At 34.2% G+C, this 19,732-nt stretch carries 16 protein-coding genes; 12 read left to right on the forward strand and 4 right to left on the reverse strand.

What is annotated here, in order from left to right:
- Nucleotides 1-271 precede the first annotated feature (271 nt).
- The 7 genes from AACZ49_RS18480 to AACZ49_RS18510 all read left to right on the forward strand — a co-directional run bounded on the left by AACZ49_RS18480 (nt 272) and on the right by AACZ49_RS18510 (nt 8,678).
- Nucleotides 272-643: a transposase gene (locus tag AACZ49_RS18480; protein WP_024479941.1), complete on the forward strand. Its 372-nt coding sequence runs from the start codon at nt 272-274 to the stop codon at nt 641-643.
- Nucleotides 643-1,500 carry an IS3 family transposase gene (locus tag AACZ49_RS18485; RefSeq protein WP_091627751.1) on the forward strand — a complete coding sequence of 286 codons (858 nt, stop codon included), beginning with the start codon at nt 643-645 and terminating at the stop codon, nt 1,498-1,500. The genes AACZ49_RS18480 and AACZ49_RS18485 overlap by 1 nt, the downstream gene beginning before the upstream one ends.
- A gap of 231 nt (nt 1,501-1,731) precedes the next feature.
- Nucleotides 1,732-1,932 carry a helix-turn-helix transcriptional regulator gene (locus AACZ49_RS18490; RefSeq protein ID WP_099547325.1) on the forward strand — a complete coding sequence of 67 codons (201 nt, stop codon included), beginning with the start codon at nt 1,732-1,734 and terminating at the stop codon, nt 1,930-1,932.
- Nucleotides 1,932-3,695 carry a site-specific DNA-methyltransferase gene (locus tag AACZ49_RS18495; protein WP_339657766.1) on the forward strand — a complete coding sequence of 588 codons (1,764 nt, stop codon included), beginning with the start codon at nt 1,932-1,934 and terminating at the stop codon, nt 3,693-3,695. Before AACZ49_RS18490 ends, AACZ49_RS18495 begins: the two co-directional genes overlap by 1 nt.
- Nucleotides 3,692-6,160: a DEAD/DEAH box helicase family protein gene (locus AACZ49_RS18500; protein WP_339657768.1), complete on the forward strand. Its 2,469-nt coding sequence runs from the start codon at nt 3,692-3,694 to the stop codon at nt 6,158-6,160. Before AACZ49_RS18495 ends, AACZ49_RS18500 begins: the two co-directional genes overlap by 4 nt.
- Nucleotides 6,161-6,253: 93 nt before the next feature.
- Nucleotides 6,254-8,398 (forward strand): hypothetical protein, encoded by a 2,145-nt coding sequence (locus AACZ49_RS18505; protein ID WP_339657770.1) that lies wholly within the window; start codon nt 6,254-6,256, stop codon nt 8,396-8,398.
- Nucleotides 8,385-8,678, forward strand: coding sequence for a hypothetical protein (locus tag AACZ49_RS18510; RefSeq protein ID WP_339657772.1), 294 nt, complete (start codon nt 8,385-8,387; stop codon nt 8,676-8,678). The genes AACZ49_RS18505 and AACZ49_RS18510 overlap by 14 nt, the downstream gene beginning before the upstream one ends.
- Before the next feature lie 212 nt (nt 8,679-8,890).
- Here AACZ49_RS18510 and ltrA read toward each other — a convergent pair whose 3' ends face one another.
- Entirely contained in the window at nt 8,891-10,165 is a 1,275-nt protein-coding gene (gene ltrA, locus AACZ49_RS18515) for a group II intron reverse transcriptase/maturase (protein ID WP_339657774.1), read from the reverse strand.
- Between the two features lie 696 nt (nt 10,166-10,861).
- On the opposite strand from ltrA, the gene AACZ49_RS18520 reads away from it, so the two are divergent.
- On the forward strand, nt 10,862-11,521 hold the full coding sequence (locus AACZ49_RS18520; protein ID WP_339657783.1) for a DJ-1/PfpI family protein: 660 nt from the start codon (nt 10,862-10,864) through the stop codon (nt 11,519-11,521).
- A gap of 139 nt (nt 11,522-11,660) precedes the next feature.
- Here the strand turns inward: AACZ49_RS18520 and AACZ49_RS18525 are convergent, their stop codons facing one another.
- Nucleotides 11,661-12,131, reverse strand: coding sequence for a response regulator (locus AACZ49_RS18525; protein ID WP_116772264.1), 471 nt, complete (start codon nt 12,129-12,131; stop codon nt 11,661-11,663).
- Nucleotides 12,132-13,477: 1,346 nt separating this feature from the next.
- Here AACZ49_RS18525 and AACZ49_RS18530 point away from each other — a divergent pair.
- Nucleotides 13,478-14,479, forward strand: a complete 1,002-nt coding sequence (locus AACZ49_RS18530; RefSeq protein WP_116772265.1) for a HAMP domain-containing sensor histidine kinase — start codon at nt 13,478-13,480, stop codon at nt 14,477-14,479.
- A 1,112-nt stretch (nt 14,480-15,591) separates the two neighbouring features.
- Here the strand turns inward: AACZ49_RS18530 and AACZ49_RS18535 are convergent.
- Nucleotides 15,592-15,975: a response regulator gene (locus AACZ49_RS18535; RefSeq protein ID WP_286812366.1), complete on the reverse strand. Its 384-nt coding sequence runs from the start codon at nt 15,973-15,975 to the stop codon at nt 15,592-15,594.
- A 627-nt stretch (nt 15,976-16,602) separates the two neighbouring features.
- On the opposite strand from AACZ49_RS18535, the gene AACZ49_RS18540 reads away from it, so the two are divergent.
- From AACZ49_RS18540 to xerA, 3 genes are all read left to right on the forward strand, one after another.
- Nucleotides 16,603-17,178 carry a Crp/Fnr family transcriptional regulator gene (locus AACZ49_RS18540; RefSeq protein WP_286812365.1) on the forward strand — a complete coding sequence of 192 codons (576 nt, stop codon included), beginning with the start codon at nt 16,603-16,605 and terminating at the stop codon, nt 17,176-17,178.
- 63 nt (nt 17,179-17,241) lie between these two features.
- A complete protein-coding gene (locus AACZ49_RS18545; RefSeq protein ID WP_116772268.1) occupies nt 17,242-18,018 on the forward strand; it encodes an MBL fold metallo-hydrolase in 777 nt (258 codons plus the stop codon).
- A gap of 122 nt (nt 18,019-18,140) precedes the next feature.
- A complete protein-coding gene (gene xerA, locus AACZ49_RS18550; RefSeq protein ID WP_339655433.1) occupies nt 18,141-19,232 on the forward strand; it encodes a site-specific tyrosine recombinase/integron integrase in 1,092 nt (363 codons plus the stop codon).
- A 58-nt stretch (nt 19,233-19,290) separates the two neighbouring features.
- Here xerA and AACZ49_RS18555 read toward each other — a convergent pair whose 3' ends face one another.
- Complete coding sequence (locus AACZ49_RS18555; RefSeq protein ID WP_339657781.1) at nt 19,291-19,539, reverse strand: hypothetical protein; 249 nt, start codon at nt 19,537-19,539, stop codon at nt 19,291-19,293.
- Nucleotides 19,540-19,732: the final 193 nt, after the last annotated feature.

Consider the following 19,732-nt stretch of genomic DNA (forward strand, 5'->3'; position numbering starts at 1 on the left):
GAACTTTAAAGATACTCGACTTGCTGCTTTTTCATCGATGCTAAACGTAATGCGGGCTTTAGGGCTTAACCGAAAGGTCTGTGCATATTTATAAAGTCGCTAAATCTTATGGATTTAGCTTTGGAACAAAAAAGAAAAAGCAAAACAATAAGCTTTAGCTTCGTGCGCAGAAGGAAACGAAAGGTTTCCTTACTACCGCACTACGCTTAGCTCAACCGTTACCTGCAAGCTTGACCCGTCCTGAAATATGTATACAAAACACTTCAAGTATATGTATAAAAATGATGGATATGTAAAACGCTATAGTGAGAGCTTTAAGCTCAAAGTCTTGGCAGAACTTACCAAAGGAAACCATTCCAAAAGACAAATTGCATTAACTTACGGTATACAATCCAGTACTATAAACGTATGGATCAAAAAGTATGATCGTAAAGATTTAATGAACACCCGTGTAACCGTGCAAACAGACGACGAACTTTCCCGTATCAAAGCCCTTCAAAAAGAGCTTAAACAACTTAAGGACCTTCTTATTAAAAAGGACCTGGACAAACTGGTGACCGATAGCTATCTCGAGGTGGCTGCCGAGAACCTGGGCTATAGAGATGTTGAGGAATTAAAAAAAAACTTAAACATAAAGCCTTAATGAAAGTAGCTCCTATTCATCGGAATGAAAGGCTGTTCTCCATTGGTACTATCTGTAATGCATTTGATCTGGAAAGAGACGCCTATTACAAATACCAAAAACGTTTTGTTATCAAAAAACAGATAGAACAAGATGTAATCGAACTTGTTCGAAAAAGTAGAAGAACACTGCCTAGGGAAGGTACCAGAAAACTCATGCGATCATTAAAAGATGAGTTCCATAAGTACGACCTCAAAGTGGGCAGGGACCAGCTATTCCGTATCTTAAGAGAGAACAGGTTACTCATTAGAAGAAAAAAATACTCTTCTAGAACCACCAATTCATACCACAGGTTTTATAAATATGACAATATCATAAAAGACCTTGAAATCAATAGACCTAATCAAGTTTGGGCCTCGGATATAACCTATATCAGAACTATTAAAGGATTCTGTTACCTAGCCTTGATTACCGACATGTACTCACGCAAAATAGTTGGGTATGACCTAAGTGATAGTTTAGAACTAAAAGGCTGTGTAAGGGCTCTTAATAAAGCCATTTACAATGCCAAGAACATTGAACGGCTTATTCATCACTCCGACAGGGGTATTCAATATTGCAGTAATGTGTATACTCAAATATTGAAAAGAAAGAAAATTAAAATCAGTATGACAGAAGAAAACCATTGCTATGAAAACGCTTTAGCCGAAAGGGTAAACGGTATTCTAAAAGATGAATTCTATCTTGACCAAACCTTTACCAGCGTGGCCCATGCTAAAAAAGCAGCCAAAAACGCAATCAAATTATACAACTCTAAAAGATTGCATTTATCTTTAGATTATAGAACACCTAATTACGTGCATCAATATGCCGCTTAAAACTAATATTAATCTGTAGCCGTATTTTAGGACGTGACAGCTGAAAAAAAAATCCACCGCACGGTCAAGCACATTTATTTTTTGCCAACGCTCAAAGCCACCGCACTAAAAAATAAAAGAGCTTGCCCTTCCCCACCGCCACCCGTACAGAATAATTACATTTTATACACAGTTTTATGAGATATTTAAAATAAACTGACTATTTTAGCGACTGAATAAACAACGTCTGAAATGAACAGAATTAAGGAAGTGTTGGAACAGAAAGGGATTAAGCAAACTTGGTTGGCTGAAAAACTTGGAAAGAGTTACAATATGGTAAATGCTTATGCACAAAACCGACAACAACCACGATTGGAGACCTTAATGGAGATTGCAAACATTTTGGACATTGATGTGAAAGAATTGATAATATCTAACAAAGAGAACAACTAATGGCAACAGAAAAGGAACTATATGCTGAAATAGAGGCATTAAAAAAGAAATTGGAAATTGCCAACAACCGAATTAAGACAGAGAAATACGGAATTACTTGGTTGGACGTTCCCGAAGCATTTGAGGAAGAAAGTGAAAACCAACTACCTATTTTGACAGAGGTAAAAGAAAAAGCCGTAAAAAATAAGGACGGAAAACCGACCCATATTTTAATTGAGGGCGACAACTACCATTCACTTACTTGCCTAAACTACACACACAAAAATAAAATTGACCTTATTTATATTGACCCACCTTACAACACAGGTTCTGATGGGTTTACATATAAAGACAAACGTGTTTTAGACAAATATCCTGATGGTTCAGAAGTTCCAAAAGACCATCCTTTACGACATAGTTATTGGCTTTCATTTATGAATAAAAGATTGGAATTAGCGAAAGATTTACTATCTGATTCAGGCTTAATTTTTATATCAATTGATGACAATGAATTAGCACAATTAAAACTTCTTTGTGATAGAATATTTGGAGAAAGAAACTTTATCGGAAACATAGTTTGGTTTAAAAAAAGAAAAGGTTCTTTTCTCTCAAACAAACTTGTCAGTCTAACCGAGTATGTTTTGGTCTATTGCAAAAAAGATGGAGTAAAACTATTTGGTGGAGAAACAGACAAAACAGAATCTCAACCTATTGTCAAAAGAACAAATGCTGTAAAAACCCTTGTGTTTCCTGAAAATTTTGTTCAGACAAAATTAAAAGATGGAGTTTACAAAGCAGGGAAATATGGTAAAGGAACTACTTCCACAATATTGCAAAACGATATTGTCGTAAAAGACAATATTATCACGACAGGATTTTCTTTAGAAGCACCTTTTACTTGGAGTCAAGAGTTTTTAGACGAAGAAATTAAGGATGAGACTAAAGTATTGATAAATACTTCCAGTTTCCAACCACGAGTTATTAGAACAAATAATAATTCATTTAAAGCAATGCCTTCATTTCTTGATGGTAGGGATTTTAAAGCCACAAATGAAGATGCTTATGGTTTACTAAAAGATATATTTGATAAAGACAGACCTTTTAGTTATTCAAAACCTGTGAATTTAATAAAAAAGCTAATAAAATCTGTTTCATTTTTTAAAGATAGTTTTACTGTACTTGACTTTTTTGCGGGTTCAGGAACAACTGCACAAGCAGTTATAGAACTTAATGAAGAAGATAAAAAGCAAATTAAATTTATCATTGCAACAAACAATGAAAACAATAATGGAGACGGCAAAATCATTGATGATGTATGTTATCCGAGAGTTTCAAAAGTTATTTCAGGTTATACTAATAGAAAGGAAGAAGTTATACAAGGTCTTGGTAACTCTTTAAAATACTACAAGACTGATTTTGTTGGTTCAAACAATATCCTTTCAGCAACAGATGAAGATAAATCTTCATTGGCTCATAAAGCAGGCTATTTGCTTTCCATTGCAGAAAATACATTAGAAGAAATAGAATTAAGCAGTTGCTATCAATTGTTTGAAAATGATAAAAAAGTAACTGCTATTTATTTTAAAGAAGAAATGACAGAAATGGAAGCTTTTTTAGAGAAAGTAGAAAATATAGAAAAACCGATCGCATTGTATCTTTTTAGTTGGGGAAATAGAAGTGAGTTTGAGGCTTTGTTTGACCATTTGGAACATATAACCATCAAAACCATTCCGCAACCCATTTTAGAAATTTACAAAAGGATATACAATATAGTAACCGTATGAGCAGATATAGTCCATTAAACTTTCAAACGAAAGCCATAGATAAATTAGTTTCCACATTCACAAAATTGTGGGGAAATACAGAATCGCAAAGACTTTTGGCGTTTAAATCGCCCACAGGAAGTGGTAAGACTTTTATGGTTGCCAACTTTGTGCATAGTTTGAACAATATGCCAACTTGGGATTATGATAAAGCTTTTATTTGGATTACATTTTCAGAAGACTTGGCAATGCAAAGCAAAGACAAGTTTCAAGAATATTTTGATACTAATCTTGAAAACGGTTTATTAACTGTAAATGATTTTAAGCAAGGGAAACTGTATAAAAACGATATTCTTTTTATCAATTGGCAAAAATTGGTTGCTTCAAAAAAAGAAAGTCGTTTGTTAAGACGACCAGATGAAGAAGAATTTTTAAAAGAACAAGGTTATTACTTTGAGGACTTAATCGAAAACACACACAAGGAAAATAGAGAATTTGTATTAATCATTGACGAAAGCCACAAAAATCGAGATACGGATTTAGCACAAGAGGTTATAGACGTTATTAATCCAAAAGTAATTCTTAATGTTTCGGCAACACCGAAAAACATTCCAAGCATTGATGAAATAGAAGAAGGAACAGCAGGTTATGTTGGCGTAAAACGTGAGGATGTTGTAGAAGAAGGATTAATCAAAGAAAAAATTGCAGTTCAAACAGAGGAAGATTTAGCTAAATACAAGAATAAAGATTTAGACGAGTTACTTTTAGATTTAGCAATTGAACGCCAACAAGAACTCAAAGCAGAATATAAAACTTTAGGCAAAGACATAAATCCTTTGGTTTTAATCCAATTACCGAATGACGATAGTCGTTTGAAAGACGCAGGACAAAAAACCAAAGAGGAAATTGTCACGGACTATTTACGAAAAAAGAAAATAGACATTGATAGAAAAGTTGCTCTATGGTTTGACGGAAAGCAAAAAAATATGGACTTCATTACCCACAATGAAAGTGATGTAGATTTTATGCTTTTCAAACAAGCAGCAGGAACAGGTTGGGACTGTCCAAGAGCACATATTTTAGTAATGTTCAGAGAGATTAATTCGGCTTCTTTTTATGTTCAAACTATTGGTAGGATATTACGAATGGCAGAACCTAATCGTAAAGATGATTTCAAAAACAATCCGAATTTAAGAACAGGATATTTATACACTAACTACAAACGAAATGATGTAGAAATTCCAGACCAAGGAGCTAAAAACAAACCGTTTATCTACACTTCAAAACGAAAAGAAGATTTAGAAAATATAGAAGGATTGTTTTCTGACTTTGTTTCTCGTGTGGATTATGGCGATTTAGGTCACGCAGTAAAATTTCAAAATGGCTTTTTAAAATCATTTGATAATTACTTTGGCTTTGACGAGCAAGACCATCCAGCCATAATGCGTGAAAAAATTGAAGCAAAGGGAATTGACATAAATCCGACTTTGACAAATAAGTTAATTGTTGATGCGGAATTTACGGACTACGACAAAATCAATTTGGACTTTGCAAAGAAAGGACACGAAGAAGATTACGAAATATCAAGAAATGATGTCGAGAAGATATTTAATTGGTATTGCTTTCAACTATTATCTGAACAAACAGAAGCAGAAGCGAAGGTTTCAAACGTTTCTCGTTCTTGGTCGCCTTTGAAATCAGCATTTAGAGTTTGGTTCAAGAGTATTTTTGACCAAGACAGTAATTTGTACTATCGCATTTTAATTAATGATTTAAACGAAGAGCAATCAAGTATTTTCAGACAAGCGTTGACCAAAACTTTGAAAGAATATTATCCTGTTAAAAAGGAATATCTTGAAAAGCGTAAAAAAGACATAGAAAAACGAGAAGCACCACTTTTTGAAATTAAAGAAGAATACACTTTTACAGAAGATTATGCAGAATTAACCGCTCAAGAAGGAACTTCAGAATTAAGTGCAATTCAACCTTTCTACTTAAAAAAGGAATATAAAGGAAGAGATAACGAATTGAAATTCTTGAATTACCTCGAACAGAAAAAAGATAAGTTGGATTGGTGGTTTAAAAATGGAGATTCAGGTAAAGAATTCTATTGCTTAAAATATTACAACACAGCAAAAAAAGAAGAAGCACTTTTTTATCCTGATTGGATTTTAAAATTCAAAGATGGGCGAATTGGAATATTTGACACGAAAAGCGGACAAACAGCTCAAAATCCAGAAGGACGAGCTGAAGGACTCGCCAACAAACTGAAAGAATTAAATGAAAACGGTGGTAAATATATTGGCGGACTTGTAGTGTTGGAAAATAACCAATGGTATTATTTCAATAACGAAAAGTATTTATTAGAACCGACAGTAAACGGAGTTGAAGAACCGAAAGCGGAATACGGAGTGAAATTTGACTACGATTATACGCCAGGGAAATTAACCGAAAATTGGAAACCATTTAATGAGTTATTTGGCTAAAGCCAACTAAAACATACAAAGAGAATTAACAAGAATTTGTAATGTAGCTTAAAAGGAACTAAATAATGTAGAGTTTTTATAACCAACGTCAGAATGAAGATTGATATACATACACATACAAAAAAAGTAAAGCAGGGCGATTCTGAAAATCGTAATATTGACGTTGAAAAGTTCACGGAAATTATTAGAGAAACTGACGTAAAAATTTTAGCAATAACAAATCATAATCACTTTGACCTCAAACAATACACAGAATTTAAAACCAGCGTTGACGGGATTTGTCAAATATGGGCAGGTGTAGAATTTGATATACTTGAAGAGGGTCGAAGAGCTCATTTGATTACGATAGTAAATCCGAAAAACGCACAAGCATTTAGTGAAAAGGTAAATGAAGTTATTGGCATTACTTCTGCCGATACTTTTACGATTAGCCTTGAGGATGTCGTTAGTAATTTTGATGGACTTGATGCAATCTTTATTGCTCACTATCACTCAAAAAAACCAAGCCTTACAGACAAAGATTTATCTAAACTTGAAAGTTTGGTTTCCAATTCTAAAAGAGTTTTAAAAGAGGCTTCAAATTCTATTTCAGCAGGAATCTACATCAATCACGGACACAACTCTATACACGGTTCAGATGTTCAGAATTGGAACGATTACGTAAAAGATTCAACAAGTTTACCTGAATTAAGATTACCCGTAGAAAGTTTTGAGCAATTTTGTTTGTTGTTGGATAAAGACGATACAACTATCAAAACCATTCTTGATAAAAAGACGAAAGAAACTATCCAGTTAAACCCATTTAATAATGTGGCTGAACTTATGGACATTGATATTTACAATGACATAAATATTCTGTTTGGCTCTAAAGGAACAGGAAAAACAGATATTTTAAAAGCCCTCTCCAAATATTATAATGGTAAAGGTTTCAAAACTGAAGTATATGAGTCAAATTCAAAAAAAATTGATGATGTTTTTGACCTAAAAGGCACACAACTAACAATTGACATTGAGCAATTGGGAATTGACGATTGCTCCGCAGAATTAGTTTCCTTGAGAAATGCCACCGAAAAAGAAATAACGAGTTTATCAAAATATAAAGATTATTACTCCGTAGATGCAACGAACAAAATCTCAAAGAATATAAAAATTGATAAATTCACTACTCTTGATGAAAATTCACCTAAAAGAAGTTTTGAGGATGTCAAAAATAATTTGAAAAAATTTCAGGAGTTTAAGAACTATTATACCGCAGATACAAAGCTAAAAGAAATTATAGGTAATGACCTTTTGGATGATTTAGAGAACGCTGTAGATAGAATTATTGAAAAGATAAACTCTGAATCAAGTGAGCGATTTATAGACTATAAAAGTATTAGTTTCTTTAATAAATTAGTAAAACTGTTTGTTTCAGAAATTTCCAAGAAAACCGGACAGCCAGAAAAACCAACAAAAACAGGCTTCGCTGAATACGCAAGTAATCGAATTGCTATTGAAAAAGATGTCAAGAAAATTCTTGAAAACATTTCAAAAACAATAGAGCCGATTGTTGAAGAAGTTGGTGATTTAGGGGACAAAGGGAAATTGTACTGTAAAACTATTTTAATAATACAAAACGGAAAAATTTCTGATGCTAAATATAAACACATTAATAGAACAACAAAAATCCCACAAAAATCAGTATCAGATAAAATCGAACTTATTTCAAAGCATATTTACGCAAATACATTGTTTGAAAAAATTGATGAACTCAAAAAAATTGAAAGTTCAGAATCTGTTACATCCATTAATGATTTATTGCTTTTTCATAAACATTTCACATTAGATGATGAATTTTACACACCTTCAAACGGTGAATCATCAATGGTTCTTTTGCACAATGAATTGATGAAAGACAAAGAAATTTATCTCATTGACGAACCAGAAAAAAGTTTAGGAAACGATTACATAAGTGACATAATTGTTCCTTTGATTAAAGAAAAAGCTAAAAGCGGTAAAAGAGTAATTATAGCAACACACGATGCAAATATTGCAGTTAGGACCTTGCCATATAATTCTATTTACCGCCAACACGACATTAACGGTTATTACACGTATTCAGGAAATCCATTTTCTAACAATTTAGTTTGTAGTTCCGACAAAAAAGATAATTTGGATTGGAAATCTATTAGTATGAAAACATTAGAAGGCGGAAAATCTGCTTTTGGAGAAAGAGGGAAAATATATGGAAACACATAACGCAACAATTGAGAGAAAAGATAGTAGTGCAACATTAAAACTTGTACTTGGTGAAACTGTATTTGACATTGTGCTGACAGAAGACAAACCCAATGATGTAAAAACTGTTTTCAATAAGCTATTAGAGCAACTAAAAAGCGGTGAATTTGAATTTAATTTGTCTGACGCAAAGGAAGACTTGTATTTTCATATTTGCAAAGAATATATAACGCAACTTAACGCAGAATTAAAAGGCACATACAAAGAACTTGAAGATAACGGACTTTTGAAAACTGAATAACTAAATGCCAACGCTAAAAGCCATACACATTTGCAATTCGCACCAGCCAACGCTAAAGCCAAAAATTGCAAAAGAGTATGTCTTTGCCAACGCTGAAAGACGGACGAAAAAATAAAGCCAGCAGGTAATCGAGTAGACGGGTCCGCCCCTAGTTAGGAACGGACTGCGCCTCTCACACCACCCAGCGTACGGGTCTCGTACTGGGCGGTTCGTTAATGATGCTTTACTTTCTTATAGTAATCCAATAGACTTAGATATCCTCGCTGCTTTAAGCGTGATACGGTTATGGTGGTACCCAGAATAGGACTCTGGGCTACTGCCCATCCTCCCATATTGGTTCTGCTCCATGCATAGGCTTGTCCTTGTTCAATACCTAAACGGATAAGGTTTTTACGCTTGCGCTCGGGTTTCTTCCAGTAATGCCAAATACAGTACCGTAATCGGTTTCGCAACCATTCATCCAGCTGCTTTAGCTTTGCTTGAATGTTCGCTAGTTTAAAGTAGTTTGTCCAACCACGTATCAACCTATTTATGCGCTGTATACGCTCATCAAAACTGGCAGGAACCGTCTTCTTGGTCAGGTACTTTAACTTTTGTTTCAGCACTTGCCATTTCGACTTTTCTACCACAAATTGATACCTGCCCCGTTCTCCTTTCTTATAGGTAGGAACAAATCCGTAGCCTAATAAATTGAAGTTGTAAGGGGTGCGTAATCCGCTCTTTTCTCGGTTGATGGGTAAGTCCAGCTTGTCTCGCAAAAACTTGAAAATGCTATTCCCTACCCTTTTGGCGGCTGGCTTACTGCGCAGGTAAATACTGAAATCATCGGCATAGCGTACAAACTCGTGACCACGCTTTTCTAACTCTTTATCTAGCTCATTGAGCAAGATATTCGACAGAAGTGGGCTTAAGGGCGAACCTTGCGGTACCCCTTTACTGCGTTTGTGCAAGCTGCCATTGATTTCAATAGGTGCACGTAAGAATTTGCGTAGCAACTTTAGCGTTAGTGGACACCTTACTTTGTCATGTATCAAGTTGAGAAGCACATCATGTCTTACCTCGTCAAAGAAGCTCTTTAAGTCGATGTCCACAATATACTTTCTGCCCGAGTTGATTTCTGATAGGCTCTTCGCTAACGCTTGATGCGTGTTACGCTGAGGACGAAAACCAAAACTATAAGCATGAAAATCTTTCTCGAACAAAGGTTCTAACACTTGATGTAGTGCTTGTTGAAATACCCTGTCTACTACGGTAGGTACGCCTAAAAGGCGCGTCTTTCCGTTTGATTTCGGTATCTCTATGCCCTTTATCGCTGAGGGATAATACGTGCCACTTGCTATTTGCAAGGCGTACTGTTCGCCATAGTGCGCAAAGTGGCGAGACAGTTCATGGACTTCCATGCCATCTACACCGCTTGCTCCACGGTTTCGGTAGACCTTTAAATAGGCGCGGTTTAGGTTTTCTTTGTTGATTAATTCCTTAATCATCGGTACTATAAAATTGTTTAGGTGTCTCGCTTGATTTAAGGCTATTTAACTGCTGGAAAACTATCTGTAACACAGCTAAACTCCTTAGTTCATTAAAGACCATTAACGTTCGGTCCTTCATTCAGTATCACAACTGAACTACTATGACCTCTGCTGACTTCTCCATATAGCTACTCGTAGCTTGGGAGACCTCCCCAGGTAAGGGCATCTTCTTTCCTCTGATCGCTGCCCAATCTACTACTTTGGTCTGCTTCCAATTGCTTGGAGTTTGGGGCGTCACAGTTATGTGCCTGCTTACCCGACCTTATAGCCTCATATCAGGTTCCTATTCGTCAGTACCAGAGTTTGTAGGCTCGCTTCCTTCAGTCCTAGCTTCGCAACTAGCAACCTTGCAACTTACTAATGGTTAAAGGCGTTACCCCTGTCCATAAGGGACTTGCACCCTCTAGATTAATCAACTACTTTTCTGTAGTTAAAAAGATGCCCATGCTGGGCACACACACTATATATAGCAAATTGGGCGATTAGTGTTTAGCAGAAAGGTCGGTGTCTATTTAAAAAGTCGCCAAATTTTTTGATTTGGTATTAAATGAGAAAAATTAAAACAAAATAAAAAGATTTGCCTTGTGGCTAAACCAAAAGTAATCGCTTATTTTCTCCCCAACTTGCCATATATTTAACGTTATCAAAGTTCAAATAAAGGATGGTTTAACGATGCTAGATGCAATTGGACCTTATGAAGTTTTAAGGAATATTTCAAATGCCGAGGTACTATTTGTTGCTGAAAAAAAAGGTGAAATTACAGCTGATTCTAAATTTGTTCATCTCAATGCAAAATTTGGAATAGACGAGATTAATGAGGCAGATATTTTAGTTATTCCAGGTTCAGCCATAACCTTTTTAAGAGAAATCAACAATGTAAAAGTGATGGAGTGGATAAAAAAAATTAACCAAACTACACTTTGGACAACTTCTGTATGTTCAGGCTCAATAATTCTTGCTTCAACTGGACTATTGAACGGATTAGAAGCTACTTCACATTGGAAACCTATGGAATTATTGAAAAAGTTTGGGGCTGTTCCAAAAGCGGAAAGATTTGTAGAACAAGACAAGTATATTACAGCCGCAGGAGTTTCAACGGGTATTGATATGGCTTTGTATTTATGTAATAAAATTGTTGGCGAAGCCAAGACCAAGGCTATTCAGCTCTTTATTGAATATGACCCTAAACCGATTTACAAATCTGGAAATTATTCAACTGCTGAAAAAAATGTTATTGAAGAAGCTGAGTTTATTTTGCTTGAGGAAGCCAAAAAGGAACCTGAATTATTTGAAGAGATAAAAGGGGAAATATAAAAAACTATGTACAACACTGGTAAGCGTTGCACAAGCCATTGATCAGCAACAAATACGATCGATATAAGCCTCTTAAAAGGGCTTTATTATAGCCTGTTAGTAGTTGAACGTCAATTTTTAAATTCCAAAAGAGTCGTCACTAAGAACGAGAGATTTTTCTACGATCCGGCTTAAATATAAATTCATTCCTATCGGTTTTGGTAATATCGCTTCTCCAAGGCTTACACAAAATTTCTGATAGACTTTGTCTAAGAGTCTTCATATCATTTGGTTTTTTTAAATAGAGATTAGCACCTAAGTTATAAGTATCAATAACATCGCGCTCGCTATCAGAGGTGGAAAGGATAATTACAGGAAGCTTATTAGCCGTATAGGATAACCTAAGTTTTCGTAAGCATTCTTTACCGTTCATAACCGGCATGTTCAAATCCAGGAAAATAAGATCCGGTGATTCCTTCTCGCAGCTATCCAGATGTTCAATTAAATCTGCACCATTTTCAAATTGTAGGACTTGTAAGGAGGTATCCAGGCTACCGAGTGCATCTATAAAAAACTCACAATCGTCTTGGTCGTCATCCGTCAAGGCAATAATTAGTTTTGCTGAAACCATACTATAAATTGTTTAAATATGTTAGTATTCCTAAATTTCAATTTTGTATCGTGAAAATGTTTCACGGCCCATTCTTAATTATAAATAATCGCATTGGATAAATTCGTATTTAAAACAATCGAAGCCGAGACTGGATTAGCCTATCTAAAGAACTAATTCCCAATCAGATCTTCCATTCATAGAACGTAGACGAACAGTGAACAGCAAAATTTTAGTTAAAGTTAAATTTAAATTTAATAATTACAAATAATTTCTTTTTAGTGGGTCGAATTTTTCATAATGTTAACCTAATTAATTAAAAAAAAGTCCTGTACCTTCGAATTATCCACATTTACCTTATTGAAATGATTGTATCTATTTTATATAATTTCGCCATTACACACCAGTCTGGATTTTTGTCAGGTATAATATGTAGAGTATGATAAAGTTTTTAAGACCACAATCGAAGCTTTTTAAGCAAATCATGGAAGGAAGCTTTCACTTGGTTATTACAATTGAAAATTCATGTTACAGACGAAATCCGCATAACATTATTTCTCCCCATAATCCGGTTTGCTTGATTTTCGGTATCCGCTCGGTCCTATGCAAAATATCAAACAACAAAGAAAAATGGGCTAAACTCGTACACCGAATGACGGGCAATTTCGCTCAGGTTACCATATGATTTGAAAATGTGGTTGGCTTGCCCTGTGCTTAAGTTGGAAACATACTATGTACCAAATTTCCGAAGAGTAGTTATCCCGTTTCTTGAGGCTATTCCCAAATGAACGCATTTCTATCTTCACCCCTAAATTTTCTTAAAGGTTTTCCATAACATAACTCCAACAATGAAGAAATTCGAGATAGTTCCGCTTTGGTCAGCGCCTCTACTAGTTTGAATCTTATCAGTACTATCGAACTCCTGTCTGAGCCGTCAACATATTGAGAACCATACTTTCTATTAAAAATTTATTACAAATTTTTTGTTGTTATTTGAACATATTGGCGAAGCAAATTTTACGTATTGGATATAATCCGCTAAGATAACGGTAAAGTTGTTTGGAAACTTTATTAAAAAGTGCCCGCAATCCATGAATACTGTAATTTTTGATCTACTGACTTTTGAATATAGATATATTCTCTTACTATAAAAAGAAGTAATAGAAGGATTTATGACATATTGGTCTATAAAAAAAGGATCAATTGTCATGATGTCAGAGATTTACAATTAAATTGTAACTTTATGCAACAAATGTTCTATGGTTGTTACACTCGTTATTATTTATCAAACTTAAAGTCTAGATTAAGTATGAGTTTACATCGTTTGGCCAAAAACCTGGTTTCAGTTTTAAAAAATAACAACAATCATGAATTCTATGGATAAAAACAACGACAGAAAGATAACAGATCGAATAGAGGATAACCAATCATTGATCAATGACCTTTTCGCTCTACTGTTAACGAAGGATAGATTGACCGAAGATATTACTGAAAATATCAATCATGAATTAGGGGATTTAAAGCGAGGTGTGGGTTCAGGTTTTGCCAGTTGCGTTCAAACTGGTCAGATGAAATCCGTTCTAATTGAAAATCTGGCGTTAAGGGAAGAATTGGCGCTAGCCGAACGAACCTTGTCTGACTTTAAGAAAATTTTGGAAAATAGGGATAGACTTTTTTCAATCATCGCCCATGATCTGAGGGGTCCAGCCAATAATATCGTATGTATTGTCGATACACTTGGAGAAAGTATTGAAAATAACGGTTATTCTAAAATGTCCAGACCTATCGAACTGTTGTCAAGGTCCGCATATTCGATGAAGCATCTGCTTGACAATCTTTTGAATTGGGCCAGACTTCAAGGTGGAAAAATAATCTTTTCCCCTAAAGAAATCGAGATCATTCCTTTAATATATGAAAGTGTGGAAATAGTATCGGCGACCGCACTTTTAAAGAAAATCGTTATCCAGGTTGACCAAACCAATAGTGCCAGATTAATGGCGGATGAATCGATGCTTAAGGTTATACTTTATAACCTACTCTCCAACAGTATAAAATTCACATATTCTGGGGGGCTCATAACAATTAGGATATGGATAGCGGATGGTTCTTGCCGAATCAGTATCAAGGACAATGGAATCGGTATGGACGATGAAATGTGCGCCAATCTATTTATTGACACCAATGCCGTATCGCGATACGGTACAAACGGGGAACCCGGATCGGGACTGGGCCTTAGGCTCTGTAAGGATTTCATCGATCTTCATTGCGGTGGAATCGAAGTCAGTAGCAAACTGGGAAGCGGAAGTAAGTTCATTATTTCGTTGCCGATTAAAGGAAAGGATACAACGAAAAACAATAAGGCCCATTAAATATTGTGGAGATAAATCGAATTATCGCGGGGAGCTTTGCTTTTACCACAAGTCGACCAATCCGACGATTGCCTGAAAATTTGAAGGAAGTTTTTAAAGGCTAACGGATTAAATGGCATTTTATTTATTCCATGCCATATAGTCAAGTTAGTGATTTTTTTGTTGTAAAGTAATTATTAAGGTTCATTATGATCGAACGGGGCTAAGATCAAAGAGCACGTTAATTTTAAAGTTTAAAAAGAGTTGATTCGTCCGGCTTATTTATGGTTTAATATTGTTAACTACTGTTATCTTCAATTTCCTTTTAAACGGTCTAAGTAAAAAAAGAAGCGATTCTTACCAGGGGGACGACGATCTTAATGATTCGAAGTATAATTCGATCTTTACACTTTACTCATTATCATAAATAAAATCTTGATATCATTTTTCTAACAATTCCAACACATAAAAAAAACTCAAATATCCAATGCTATTTTCGAAACCCATGAACAGATTCAGGGACAAATAAAAATAATACATGGAAAGGTATCGATTATTAAGGTAACTGTTGAACTACTGTAGGTTGTTCCCTGACAATTACCAAGAGCTTTGGGCAGAGCAGAATAGTTCAACAAAAATAAAATCAAAAGGACCCAAATGGTCCTCTTGATAATATAGTCGATAAAAAAGATTTACGGGGGGCTATGTTTGAACAATATTAGGGAAATTTTATAAGAAATAAAGAAAAAAATATGTGCTATTTTATTTTAAGTGGGGTGAGTTCATTTTAAATAATGGTTAGCGACTTTACAAAGGTTTTTTTTTACTTAGGAGGAATCTTTTATCAAAAAACTAGATTTGTTTTAATAGAACCTGTAAATAATATCAAAGAGTTAAAAATTTGATATTAAAGCCACGGTAATTCAATTTACCAAGAAGTTTAAAGAATAGCCCAATGAATTTTCGAATTTTGAACGGTAACGGATTATTTAACCTTTGGATGGGATTATATCCAAAATGTTTCCGTTAAACACACAAATTCCGGTAACCTTGATGAGAGTTATTGTAAAAGAAACAGAGTTTATCGTATGGAAATGGTATAAACAAAAAACCAATGAAAATTTGTTGTAGCCTCAAGTAAATATCGAATCTATGTTCGTCTTTGTTATTGGCTTATTAAAATATCCTTCAATTGCCACGTGGTCCATTGCCCTTTTTCTATCAAGGGAGTTGTTAAAAGCAGACAAAATGTAAATTCTTGTCTGTCCCATATTAGCAAACGTTTTTTGAGTAATATCTATAAACTCCCAGCCGCTCATCTTTGGCATGATTAGGTCGACAAAAATGATATCGGGGAAACCTTTTCCAGATGTTACCATATCGGACAGTAATGCCAGAGCTCCTATTGAATTATCGGAAACCATTATCTCTGTATTGGATATTGCCTGTTCAACCGCATACCTTGTAGCAAACTGCGAAACTAGATCATCATCTATAATCAAAATTTTAACTCTCAAACTATTTAGTTTTAAATTATATTTATAGTAAATTTATACCAGAGGATAACATATTAATGGTAAAGACTACCTAATTAAACTTCTGTGTTAATTTGGTGAAACGTGTCAATACTACGTTTTTCTTTGCCTAAATAAGATAAATTTTAATTTGTTATAAACGAAATCTCAAATAAGAATTTAACAGTATCAACAAACTCGGTCATATTCTCTACGTGTTTTATCGTAATCAGTGAATGCAATGTTTCTAACTTTTTATAAAAGATCAATATTTTGCAGTATCCCTTCAGTTTTTGATATTGGAACTTTGCTCATAGTCAATTTTAAACAGGTTATCGGAATTATTGAAGTATAGTAATTATAAATTTAAAAGTTTGTATAGTTCGAATTAGGAGTATGACTGGGCACCTTGTCGTAATTCGTAAGGTCAAATAAAGAATGAATTCTATCTTGGCCAAACATTTACCAGAGTGGTCCATGCTAAAAAACAGCCAAAAATGCAATCAGTTAATACAAAACCAAAAGATTGCATTTATCTTTAGATTATAAATCAGCCAATCACGTGCATCGATATGCCGCTTAAAACTTATTTTAACATTTAGCCGTATTTTAGGATGTGACAGCTCAAAAATGACAAATTTCTCTGAAATATCTAAGTTTTTTAAATCTGAATATTCATTAGATCGAGATGGATTAGAGGAACTATTCTCATTATTTAGAGTTAGAAAGCACAAGAAAGGAAGTTTATTGATTGAGGCCCAAACTAAAGAAAAACAGCTTCGATTTTTAAATAAAGGTATAGTGAGAGAATACTATTCGAATCAAGAAAAAGAAATTAATATTAATTTTTACGTAAAACCACAGTTTATTTCTGATTTATTAACCTTTAGTCAAAACTCTAAAACTAATAAAAATCAAGAATGTCTTTCTTCAGTGGAAGTTTTGAGTATCGAAAGAAAACCTTTTTTTGATTTACTGGAAAAATATCAGTGCGGAAAATCTTTTGTAGAATTATCGTTTCAAAAATTATTGAAACAAAAAGAAATGCTGGAGTTTAATCGAATTACCAAAACTCCAGAGGAATTATATAACGAACTATTCATTTATAAACTTGAATGGCTTCAGTCTATTCCACAATACCATATTGCTTCTTATTTAAATATAACTCCCGAAACATTAAGTCGTATTAGAAAACGTACTTCTTGATTTGAATCAATGAAAATGGTTAATCATAATTGGACTTTTGTATAAACATTAAAATCAAACAAAATGCTAAAGATTCATCATATAAGAAATGCAACTATGATTCTGGAAACAGAAAAAGATGTAATTTTAGTTGACCCAATGTTAGGAGATATAGGTGTTATGCCTTCTTTCACATTATTCAGACACAAAGCAAGAAAAAATCCAACAGTTCCCTTGCCTAAAAATGTAGAACTGATATTAGATAAAGTTACACATTGCCTAATTACACATCAACATCCGGACCATATTGATAGCACAGGAGTTCAATTTTTAATAAAAAATAAAATCCCTGTAACCTGTAGTTTTAAAGATGAAAAAAATTTCTCAAAAAGAGGTTTAAATGTTATTCAAACACTTAAATATTGGGAACAACAAGAATTTTTAGGAGGAACTATTGAAGGTATTCCAGCAAAACACGGTTATGGATTTGTGTCCAGACCAATGGGAAACGTAATTGGGTTTTATATAAAATTACCCGAACAAAAATCTATTTATCTTAGTTCTGATACTATTTACACAGATTCGGTCGATAGGGTTCTTAAGAGTTACAAACCTGATATCAGTGTTTTGGCTTGCGGAACTGCTCAATTCGATATATTTAAACAACTTATTATGAATATTGACGATATTCTAAAGTTTGTTAAAAACACACCAGGTAAAGTCATTGCTAATCATATGGAATCTATAAATCATTGTCCATTAACTCGAAAGGAATTAAAAAAGATATTGACAGATAAACAATTGATAAATAAAGTTTTAATTCCGGAAGATGGTGAAATAATGGAAATAGCCAGTAGGTAATAAAGAACTGAGGCATGAAAGTTCAAATAAAGGGTCCTATAAATTGCCCTTTTATCCATTAATTCAATAGTATGGCTTCCTCTTATACACCGCATATAAAATCCATAACCTTATATCATCTTATGATCAAGGGTCAACAGATGATAGGCATCAAATTTTCTCCGGATAGGTTGATACAAAATTTAATCAAAGGGCTACCTGACCCCAGATGGAGTAAACGGTACAATATGGCCTATATTGAGAATACTAAAGCTAACCTTGGTATTATCTTTAACACATTTAAAGGTGAAGTTTGGATAAACTATAACCGATTCTTGACCAACAAACCATTAAAGACGACCAATGAGTCAATAGATGTGGAATGGTACCGCAAGAGAAAACCCATACCCCAATTTAGATGTTGTCCCGAAGAGTACCTTCTAAAACTTGAACTAAAAAAATATGCCAATAACACCGTGCGCACCTATGTTTCGTTCTTTGAAATGTTTATAAATCATTATAAACATAAGGAACTGAACGCCATTAACGAAAGTGATATTAGAGCGTTTCTTCAAAAGCTTATTCATCGTAACGTATCCAATTCTTATCTAAACCAGGCAATTAATTCCATTAAATTCTATTATGAGGTAGTATTGGGCATGCCGAACCGATTTTATGAAATAGAACGTCCAAGAAAGGAGTCCAAGCTACCCAAGGTAATATCAAAGGAGGAGATCATTTCAATTATCGAGAACACCAATAATATCAAGCATAGGTGCATTGTAAAGCTTTTGTACAGTTCAGGTCTAAGACCGAGTGAGCTTTTGAACCTGAAAATTTCGGATGTTGACAGTAAGCGAATGCTTGTAAGGGTAAAGGACGGCAAGGGCAATAAGGACAGGTACACCTTATTGTCAAAATCCGCTTTGGATGATCTTCGTCTTTATTACAGAGAGTGGAAGCCGCAAGATTACTTATTCGAGGGAAGAAAGGCATCAAAATATACCGCAGAAAGTGTATTGAACATCGTTAAAAAATCAGCAGCAAAAGCAGGTATAAGAGATACCGTTACCCCACATGTATTACGGCACAGTTTTGCAACACATCTTTTGGAATCAGGTACAGATCTTAGACAGATTCAAGTGCTTTTAGGTCATGGCTCCAGCAAGACGACCGAAATATACACCCATGTGGCGACCAATACTTTTAAGAAAATTAAAAATCCATTAGATTAGTATTTCTAAAATAGAAATATAGTAACTTGTTACTATATACAATTGTTAACTACAAGCACTACTTATAGGTTAAAATGTAAATTTTGTACATAACACCATCTTTTAAAGTGTTAGATGGTGTTATGTACCAATCACATTCGCTATATAATTGAAGTAGTCTTTGAATTTTGTTTATTTGTTGTAGATAAAATTCGTTTCTATCTATATAAATGATGTCATTTTCAACTCGTAAGAGCATTTCACCATCATCAACTATTTTCCCCAATCCATCTATTAAATCCGAATAGGTAAATGTTTTTTTTGCCATAATATTTTAGTTTTAATTAAGTTTTGTTCTAAAATCCCGTGCCAGTAGTTAACACGGTATATAATTTATAAGCCAATTAAAGCTTGTGTTTTAATCCAATGGTTCGGTACGTGGCTTACAAAATCATATACCAGTACCGTTACCACACATTTAAGAGCAACATTGAGAAATTGGAAAGACATAGAATGGATAT

It is taken from the genome of uncultured Maribacter sp., assembly GCF_963975365.1.
Lineage (GTDB): Bacteria > Bacteroidota > Bacteroidia > Flavobacteriales > Flavobacteriaceae > Maribacter.

Coding starts and splice junctions, on each gene's coding strand:
- AACZ49_RS18480 (WP_024479941.1), top strand. CDS start 272: ATGTATAAAAATGATGGATATGTAAAACGCTATAGTGAGAGCTTTAAG.
- AACZ49_RS18485 (WP_091627751.1), top strand. CDS start 643: ATGAAAGTAGCTCCTATTCATCGGAATGAAAGGCTGTTCTCCATTGGT.
- AACZ49_RS18490 (WP_099547325.1), top strand. CDS start 1,732: ATGAACAGAATTAAGGAAGTGTTGGAACAGAAAGGGATTAAGCAAACT.
- AACZ49_RS18495 (WP_339657766.1), top strand. CDS start 1,932: ATGGCAACAGAAAAGGAACTATATGCTGAAATAGAGGCATTAAAAAAG.
- AACZ49_RS18500 (WP_339657768.1), top strand. CDS start 3,692: ATGAGCAGATATAGTCCATTAAACTTTCAAACGAAAGCCATAGATAAA.
- AACZ49_RS18505 (WP_339657770.1), top strand. CDS start 6,254: ATGAAGATTGATATACATACACATACAAAAAAAGTAAAGCAGGGCGAT.
- AACZ49_RS18510 (WP_339657772.1), top strand. CDS start 8,385: ATGGAAACACATAACGCAACAATTGAGAGAAAAGATAGTAGTGCAACA.
- ltrA (WP_339657774.1), bottom strand. CDS start 10,165: ATGATTAAGGAATTAATCAACAAAGAAAACCTAAACCGCGCCTATTTA.
- AACZ49_RS18525 (WP_116772264.1), bottom strand. CDS start 12,131: ATGGTTTCAGCAAAACTAATTATTGCCTTGACGGATGACGACCAAGAC.
- AACZ49_RS18530 (WP_116772265.1), top strand. CDS start 13,478: ATGAATTCTATGGATAAAAACAACGACAGAAAGATAACAGATCGAATA.
- AACZ49_RS18540 (WP_286812365.1), top strand. CDS start 16,603: ATGACAAATTTCTCTGAAATATCTAAGTTTTTTAAATCTGAATATTCA.
- AACZ49_RS18545 (WP_116772268.1), top strand. CDS start 17,242: ATGCTAAAGATTCATCATATAAGAAATGCAACTATGATTCTGGAAACA.
- xerA (WP_339655433.1), top strand. CDS start 18,141: ATGATCAAGGGTCAACAGATGATAGGCATCAAATTTTCTCCGGATAGG.
- AACZ49_RS18555 (WP_339657781.1), bottom strand. CDS start 19,539: ATGGCAAAAAAAACATTTACCTATTCGGATTTAATAGATGGATTGGGG.